Origin of the sequence: uncultured Planktosalinus sp., assembly GCF_963973675.1 — a bacterium.
Lineage (GTDB): Bacteria > Bacteroidota > Bacteroidia > Flavobacteriales > Flavobacteriaceae > Planktosalinus.
Genome location: NZ_CAXBAN010000086.1, coordinates 1 through 8260, shown reverse-complemented (window position 1 = coordinate 8260; position 8260 = coordinate 1). Strand labels below are relative to the sequence as shown.

7 protein-coding genes are annotated in these 8260 nt (G+C 35.8%); all 7 read right to left on the bottom strand.

Going from position 1 to position 8260, the window contains the following annotated elements; all coding sequences use genetic code 11:
- A partial coding sequence (locus tag AACY61_RS04960) for an oligosaccharide flippase family protein (RefSeq protein WP_339610480.1) occupies positions 1–1039 on the bottom strand: 1039 nt, incomplete at its 3' end.
- 10 nt (positions 1040–1049) lie between these two features.
- Positions 1050–2255: a UDP-N-acetyl-D-mannosamine dehydrogenase gene (gene wecC, locus AACY61_RS04955; RefSeq protein WP_339610481.1), complete on the bottom strand. Its 1206-nt coding sequence runs from the start codon at positions 2253–2255 to the stop codon at positions 1050–1052.
- A gap of 7 nt (positions 2256–2262) precedes the next feature.
- Complete coding sequence (wecB, locus tag AACY61_RS04950) at positions 2263–3387, bottom strand: UDP-N-acetylglucosamine 2-epimerase (non-hydrolyzing) (RefSeq protein ID WP_339610479.1); 1125 nt, start codon at positions 3385–3387, stop codon at positions 2263–2265.
- A gap of 19 nt (positions 3388–3406) precedes the next feature.
- Positions 3407–4387, bottom strand: coding sequence for a hypothetical protein (locus tag AACY61_RS04945; protein ID WP_339610478.1), 981 nt, complete (start codon positions 4385–4387; stop codon positions 3407–3409).
- Positions 4388–4398: 11 nt separating this feature from the next.
- Complete coding sequence (locus AACY61_RS04940) at positions 4399–6090, bottom strand: hypothetical protein (protein ID WP_339610477.1); 1692 nt, start codon at positions 6088–6090, stop codon at positions 4399–4401.
- Positions 6091–6111: 21 nt separating this feature from the next.
- Positions 6112–7614: a GH3 auxin-responsive promoter family protein gene (locus AACY61_RS04935; RefSeq protein ID WP_339610476.1), complete on the bottom strand. Its 1503-nt coding sequence runs from the start codon at positions 7612–7614 to the stop codon at positions 6112–6114.
- Positions 7615–7659: 45 nt separating this feature from the next.
- Positions 7660–8260, bottom strand: a 601-nt coding sequence (locus AACY61_RS04930; RefSeq protein ID WP_339610475.1) for a M23 family metallopeptidase, incomplete at its 5' end; no start/stop codon positions are given.

Genomic DNA, 8260 nt, shown 5'->3' with positions numbered 1-8260 from the left:
TGCTTAGGTTTCTTCTAAATTTTTTGTTAATGACAATCATCGTTCCATAAAGTGGAGAAAATGCCTGTACTGTCTTTGCAAACAAAATTATTATAAATAGTAAAAGAGTCTCTTGATAATCAAGGAACATAAGTTGAGTCAACCCTGTGTAAAGCAGTAGCAGCATAAAAACCATTAATCCTGTTAGTTTTAAAATTTTACGATTAAGCTCAGAAACATATTCTTGTTTATTTTTAAGTTTCTCAATATCAACCTGCACCAATGTGATAGGTATTAAAAGCAATAAGGCTGCAATATTTAATGCAAAACTATAATTAGCAATATCCACATTGGCATTTTTTGACAAGAGTTTTATGAAAAAAATATCAGTATAGAGAAACATCAAGTTAGCAAAGTTGCTCACTACCAATGTAAATGAGCTTAACAAGAGCCCCTTAAACAGCCTCCAGTATTTCTTTATCCTATAGCTTATAAATCGCTGATTTTTTAACTGAAAAAAAGTGTAAATCAACAGTGCGGGCAAAAGGACATAGTTGACATAAACAAACGCCTTTCCTTTTACACCAAAACTGTAAATAGATATGAAAATTATTAAATAAAATAATACTGAAACAATTGACTTATAATAAGATGCATAGTCACTCCCTTTTTGTACTAGAAGATAAGAGTGTGTTATTCCTCCTGTAAAAAACAATGCATAAAACACAAAAGGAACAACCAAAAAAAGCCACGGAGTAAATGAAAAGAAAAGTCCCAAAAGAACCCCCAGACCTAAAACAAATAAAATGGCAAGTAAGAAGAAATGGGCTTTGCTATCCTTGCTTTTTGTATAGCTTAAAATAAGAGCAGGAAACCCGAAAGCAAGCACAGAGGAGCCCACCTCAATCACTTTTTTATAAAATTCCAGTTCGCCATAATCCTCTTTAGTGAGATAATAGGCTGCAAAAAATAAAACCAAATATTCCAGTCCCCTGCTAAAAACAATAGAGCTACCGTAGATAAGATAGTTTTTGTTTATTAAAGTTTTTAGCCTATTCATTTTTGTTATTTTATTCCTTTAAAACTCCACAAAAATCTAAAGTAGGCTTTTCAGTTTTTATATTTTTAAACTCCTTGTGAGCCACTAAGAAAACTATAATATCAGCCTTTTTGACGGCCTCTGAATACTCTGTTAGACCATCAGCACGGCCGTTTTGCAGGTTGGGCTCCACTTTTAATAATTGCAAGCCTTCTTGCTGCAGTGCCTTAACAACAGAAACTGCCGGTGATTCCCTTAAATCGTCGATATTGGGTTTAAAAGCCATCCCCATACAAGCTACAATTGGTTTGTGTTTGTTTTCAATTTCAAAAGCCAGGGCTTTATTTTTAATTTTTTCAATCACCCATTGGGTTTTGTAATTGTTAATTTCCCGAGCTGAGCGCATCAGCTTACTTTCTTCGGGAAACTCAGAAACAATAAACCAAGGGTCAACGGCAATACAATGTCCGCCCACTCCGGTACCGGGTTGTAAAATATTTACACGGGGGTGTTTGTTGGCAAGGTTGATGAGCTCCCAAACATTAATGCCGGCTTTGTCACAAATCATCGAAAGTTCATTGGCAAAAGCTATTTGCCCATCGCGGGAGGCATTTTCCACCAGTTTGCACATTTCGGCTGTTCGGGCATTGGTGGCGTGCAGTTCTCCTTTAACAAAGTACTTATAAAATGTTATGGCTTTTTGTGTAGAGGTTTCGTTGATTCCACCAATTGCACGGTCATTGTGTTCAAGTTCATAGATAATATTACCGGGAAGGACACGCTCCGGACAATAAGCCATATAAAACTTTCCTTTTAGTTCAGGGCGTTGTTGAAGGATGAGTTCCTGCATTTTTTCGGTGGTTCCCACCGGGCTTGTGGATTCAATGATAATGAGCGCTCCAGACTTTAAATAGGGAATGATTGAATTTATTGCACTCTCAACATACTTCAAATCGGGTTTGTGGTGTTCTTTAAAAGGCGTGGGGACAGCTATCAAATACACATCGGCTTCAACAGGCTTTATTGATGCTTTAAGGCGACCTTTTTTTACAACATGATGAACCAACCCATCCAGATCGGGTTCTACAATATGAATTTCACCTTTGTTGATGGTATTGACTACTTCCTTGCTTACGTCTACTCCGGTTACCTGAAGTCCCTTCCCTGCAATTAATGCTGCTGTGGGAAGGCCTATATAACCTAAACCAATCATTACAACACCGGGCTTACTATTCATCATATTTTTATTTTGTTTTTATAAACTCAACAATTCTACTGCTTGCTTTTCCATCTCCATAAGGATTGTGTGTTTTTGCCATTTTTTCATAATGGTAATTGTCATTTAGTAATCGTTCTGTTTCTGTAACAATTTTTTTAGTGTCTGTGCCCACCAGAATGACCGTTCCGGCTTCAACTGCTTCGGGTCGTTCTGTAGTGTTGCGCATTACAAGTACAGGTTTTCCCAATCCGGGTGCTTCTTCTTGAACTCCTCCGCTGTCAGTTATGATTAGGTATGATTTTTCCATTAACCAGACAAAGGCCGGATAACTTAACGGGTCAATGAGTTTTATATTGGTAATATCTCGTAACAATTCATACACCGGTTTTTGCACATTGGGATTTAAATGCACTGGATAAATTAGTTGTGTTTCCGGGTTATTTTTTGCAATTGTTTCAAGAGCTTTACAGATACTATTAAACCCTTCCCCATGGTTTTCGCGACGATGTCCTGTTATTAAAATGAGTTTTTTTGAAAAATCAACAGTTTCCCTTAATTGTTCAATCTCTGAATCAGTATAATGATTGTTATTTAATTTGTTGACACTGAATAGTAGCGCGTCAATCACTGTATTTCCGGTAACTATAATATCATTAACTGGAATGTTTTCCTTTAACAAGTTTTCCTTTGAAGTTATTGTGGGTGCAAAGTGAAAATCTGTAAGTCTGCCAGCAATGCTTCTGTTCATTTCCTCGGGAAATGGGTTTCTTTTATTGAAGGTGCGTAGCCCAGCCTCCACGTGACAAACCTTAGCGCCGCTGTAAAAAGCTGCCAAAGCGGCTGCCATTGTAGTGGTGGTGTCGCCATGTACAAAAACAAAATCTGGTTTAAAATCCTCTAAAACCGGTTTCAGGCTTTCAATGATTGTCGCCGTAAGTGTATACAGGTTTTGATTGGGGCGCATTAAATCAAGGTCATACTGGGGTTTGATTTCAAAAAAATCCAGCACTTGATCTAGCATTTCACGATGTTGTGCTGTAATGCATACTCTGGTTTCATACTCTGGTTGCTGATCAAACGCCTTAACCAATGGAGCCATTTTAATAGCTTCGGGCCTCGTACCAAAAACAATAAGATTTTTCTTTTTCATTAATCAGTTTTTCTGAATTCTAATTGCTATTGGCAATTTTCTTAAGTTTAATGTAACCATACCTAAGCAAGAAGAATAAAGAGTATAAAAAGACTAATAGAAAAGGATATTTAATTTTATTTGAAATTCTAAATTTAGTATTATCAATCAAATTATAATCTATCTTAACAAGCTTTATAGGACTTTCAAAGTCTGTTTGTTGTAATTGATGCTGTAGTAAATCGTCCATAACCATACCTTTCCTTTCTATTAAAAAGTGAGTGTATGGGTTTTCACTAATCTGAACACCTTGATTGGAAGGTTTGTTTTTATTTGAATAGATTGAAAATAAAACGGAATCTATTTGAGCTAACATATTTTTATGTTCTCTAATTTGAAGCTCATTATTTTCCTTGTAAATTTTAGAGTATTCTTTGAGATGATCATTGTTATTTAAGTAATCAAGGATTTTTGAAACGACTTCTTGAGTATTGTTTTCTCCTAAAATTTTAAAGTTTAGTTTATGATATTTATAGTATTTATTGTTTGATAGCTCTTCCTTATAGTCTGTAATATCTTGATTCTGAGTGATTATTCTAAATATATCAATATTTTCTCTCGATTTTGAAAGAAATTGATACATATCAATTATGGGTTCAATTTCTAGTTTTTTAAGTTTTTTAAAATCTTCTCCTAGAAAACTTTTAAGGAAAATCGAGTCTTTTTCACCAATTTTGAAATTAATAGCGTCAATTTTATCATACAAATAATGGACACTTTCAAAATTTGGCACTACAATTGCCTGATTATCATATAGTGTTAAAGTGTTTTTTTCTTTAAAATATCCATAAGCTACACCTATAACTATTAGTAAAAGAATTATATAAATATGTTTTAAGAAAAATGAAATTATCCTATAGAGAAGTTTTAAACTTTTTATAAATAATTCATTGATTTTTTTAATCAAATACCCTAAATCAATTTCCTCTTGATGGTTGTTTGTTGTTGGTGTGTTGCTCATGGTTTAAAAAATTAACTTAAAATTTGTTCAAGAATTTTTTCAGTAATTAAGTAAGTGGGTTTTACCCCGGTCATTCCCAGGCCACCGGAGGCCAGTGTACTTCCGGTTTCCAAAGGATTGTCTGAAGCGTAATAAGCATAGCGAACTTTCACACTACTACTTATGCTTCCTCTGATTTTTGACGCAGCTTGTATGGCTTTTTGATAATGGGCTCCTTCCATTTCAAGCCCAATCACGTTCCAGGTGGAGTCGTGAAAAAATCTCAAAATATCTTTATTTTGAAGAGATGTTCCTAAAACGGAAATCATACTGCCTTCGAAGACTTTTAACTTATGCCCTTCAAATTGTGCCCTCTTGAGTTGATTTTTAAATGGGTAATTATCTGCAGTGCCTTCAAACAAATGGGCGTTTGGAATCATAATATCTCCTTTCCCTCCTTCAAGTATTCCGGCTTTTCCCATTATTGAAATTGATTTAACATTCAGCAAGTGCGTATTTTGGTTTTCGCACTTATAGGGCTTTAACAATTCATCCATTGTTTCGTAAGCTTGTTCACCAAAAGCATAATCCATCACCAATATTACCGGCTTTACTTCATTTATGTTTTCAGCCCCCCCATTGTTGATTAGATGCGAACAATCTATTTGGGTTGCGTCAAAAATCTGTACATCAATATTAGTACCGCTGCTGTCTTCAATAAAAATCATTCCACAGTTTTTGGCTGCTTTTTCTACTTTATTTCTGAGCTGAACATTTTGGCTATTGCTGAGTTGTTCAAATACCTGAAGTGTTGTTGCCTTTTTAAGTTCAGTTTTAAGTGCCTGAGGAGCAAAAAGCGTGTTCATCACACTGTGCATATTGGCGCTGATAATGTGGATTGGGCGCTCTAATAAGTTTTTAGAGTGTAATATTCTTTTAATGGTGTTTGCCCAAATCTCTCCGTGTATATGATGCCCCAAACGTTCTCTCAATACCGGACTGAATGTGATTACCCTTTTGTTGTCTTCTACCACTTCCTGCATTGCTATATTACCCAAGTAATAAATAATGTTTAAAAAGCGATTGGGGTTTTCTTTGGTTGCAAACTGTGGATAAATAGCGTTTACCTCAGAAAAAGTTCTTCCCAAAATATTTGCAGTATGAGTGACCGCAATTTCTTTGTCTTTTTCATTGAGTTCACTGTTTTTTTGAACGGCTTCTTCCAGCTTTTTCCAGTCGCGCGTTACAGCTCCGTTATCATCAATCACTACCCGTTTTATTATTTTATGCGATTCAACATACAAAAAGGTAAGGTGCGTAAGAATGTCATAAATTTCTGATCGCCCACGCGTGATTTCGATATTCATTTGTTCATCATCGATGCGGTAACAGTTTCTTCTTCGTTTTGGGGGTATAATTACTTTAAAATGAGATTTTGAATAGCCTTCATCACTTGTTAGATTGATATAGCGGCATTCTTCAATACCGTTGGGAAGACGCTCTATTACATACAACAGTCCCTGGAGTTCTAATTTGTCTTCAGCAATTGAGCCATATATTTCAGGCCTTAATGTGAGCAGTGCTTCTCTGAGTGTTTCCCCTGAAACACCCATGGGCTTGTAAAAGCCTCTGTTAAAAAGGTGGCGCATCGTGATGTACATTCGCTCAATGGCATTTGAACTTTCCTGAGCACGCGTTCTGTTATGTGTAGTAATTTTTGTCATAATTTTGAGCAAATATAGGGTTTATTGGGCATTTAGCTTCAATAGTGACTCTGCAATTTTTCTGTCGTTTGAAAGTCGTGGGAGCTTGTTTTGACCACCTAATTTTCCCTGAGTTTTCATATAATCGTTAAAAGAGTTTTTTCTTATGGAAACGATTTGAAGTTTTTTTAGAATTTTTCCTTTAATCAGATCATTGTAGTAACTGTTTTTCTTTTGCAATGCTTCATCAATTTTTTTTGCGAAAGCATCTAAATCATGAGGGCTGTTTTCAAACTCAATAAACCATTCGTGATAAGGCAAACTATCCTCAGGTGGCGTAACTTGTGGTGCTACTGTAAATTCATTGATCCGTACTTCTTGGAAATATTCAACAGCCTCTTTAAGTGCTGATTCAACTTCATTGGCAATGACGTGTTCGCCAAATGCTGAAATAAAATGCTTAATCCTTCCTGAAACAATCACTCTATATGGTTTTACAGATGTAAATTGAACTGTATCACCGATGTTATATCCCCACAGGCCGGCGTTTGTAGAAATAATCATCACATAATTGACTCCTGTTTCAACTTCTCCAATCGAAAGCCTGGATGGACTTTCTGAATAATATTCAGCTGCTGGTATAAATTCGTAAAAAATTCCGGCATTAAGCAACAGGAGCATTCCTTTTTCTTCTTGTTTGTCCTGATAAGCAAAAAAACCTTCTGAAGCCGGAAATAACTCAATGCTATCAACTTTTCTTCCTATCAGGTTTTCAAATTTTGCACGGTATGGCTCATAGTTGACCCCTCCGTAAATAAAAAGGTCAAATTCCGGAAAAAGATCACCAATTTTCTTGTCTGTTTTTTTCTGCAAGCGTTCAAAATACATTTGTACCCAGGAAGGAATTCCACTAATGACGGACATGTTTTTTTGATATGTTTCTTCAACAATGGCGTCTACTTTGGTTTCCCAATCTTCTATACAATTTGTTTCCCAGCTGGGAAGTCTGTTTGTTTGAAGGTAACCGGGTACATAATGTGCTGCAATACCTGAGAGCCGGCCTACTTTAATTCCATTTTGTTCAGTCATTTCAGGGCTTCCTTGTAGAAATATCATTTTTCCGTCAACAAACTCTGATTTGCCTGTTTCTGCAATATACATTAAGATGGCATTGCGCGCTGCCTCAATATGGTTGGGCATCGAGTCTTTGGTAATTGGTATATATTTGGCTCCGGATGTTGTGCCGGATGTTTTTGCAAAATACAATGGTTTTCCGGGCCAAAGAATATTTTCTTCACCTTTGACAACTCTGTCTATATAATCTTTAAGGCCTTCATAATCTCTTAAAGGAATGTACTTGACAAAATCTAAATGTGATTTTATTTTGTCAAAATGATGGTCTTTGCCAAAAGCTGTGTTTTTTGCTTTCGAAATAAGTTCTTCAAAAACTTTTTGCTGATTTTCAATTGGTTTTGATGCCCAGCGATTGGTTTTCCGTTTGATGTATCCGGCAAAAAGCTTGGCGGCAAATGATTTAATTGACATTAGAGGATTGTTTTGATTATTTTCTAACCTTTATCAGGCTTTTAATTATTCAAAATCTATAAAGTTTGTTGGGTTGATTGGGTATCCATTACTCCAAAGTTCAAAATGCAGATGTGTTCCGGTGGATAATTCACCGGTGGATCCGGCAGTTGCTATAACTTCTCCCGATTTAACCAAATCACCTTGTTGTTTTATTATTTTTGAATTGTGTTTATATACCGAAATTAAATTATTTTGATGTTCAATAATAATTACATATCCGGTTTGTGAGGTCCACTCAGCGAAGATAACGGTTCCATCTGTGGTGGCTTTAACAGGGGTGTTTTCATTTACTAGGATATCTACAGCGTAGTGCTTGGATTTTAAATTGTACTCTTCTGTAATTGTTCCATTTACAGGTGGGAATAATACACTTGTAATCATATTGGACGAAGGTTCAAAGATGCTGTACTTTTCTTCACGGGCCACTTGTTCGCGTAAAAGAGAGTCTTTTCTGGAAGGGCTTAAATCAACCGCTTCCATATCTGCCTTTACAACGTTCAATATTGAATCTCTATTGATTTCTTCAATCTCTATATCTCCTGTAAGCACTTTCTTGATTGATGCGAGATATTGCTCGTTCAGGTATAATACATTTTGAATAGAG

Excerpts from the sequence above, each read along its gene's own strand:
- AACY61_RS04940 (WP_339610477.1), bottom strand. The coding sequence starts at position 6,090 with ATGACAAAAATTACTACACATAACAGAACGCGTGCTCAGGAAAGTTCA.
- AACY61_RS04935 (WP_339610476.1), bottom strand. The coding sequence starts at position 7,614 with ATGTCAATTAAATCATTTGCCGCCAAGCTTTTTGCCGGATACATCAAA.
- wecC (WP_339610481.1), bottom strand. The coding sequence starts at position 2,255 with ATGAATAGTAAGCCCGGTGTTGTAATGATTGGTTTAGGTTATATAGGC.
- AACY61_RS04945 (WP_339610478.1), bottom strand. The coding sequence starts at position 4,387 with ATGAGCAACACACCAACAACAAACAACCATCAAGAGGAAATTGATTTA.
- wecB (WP_339610479.1), bottom strand. The coding sequence starts at position 3,387 with ATGAAAAAGAAAAATCTTATTGTTTTTGGTACGAGGCCCGAAGCTATT.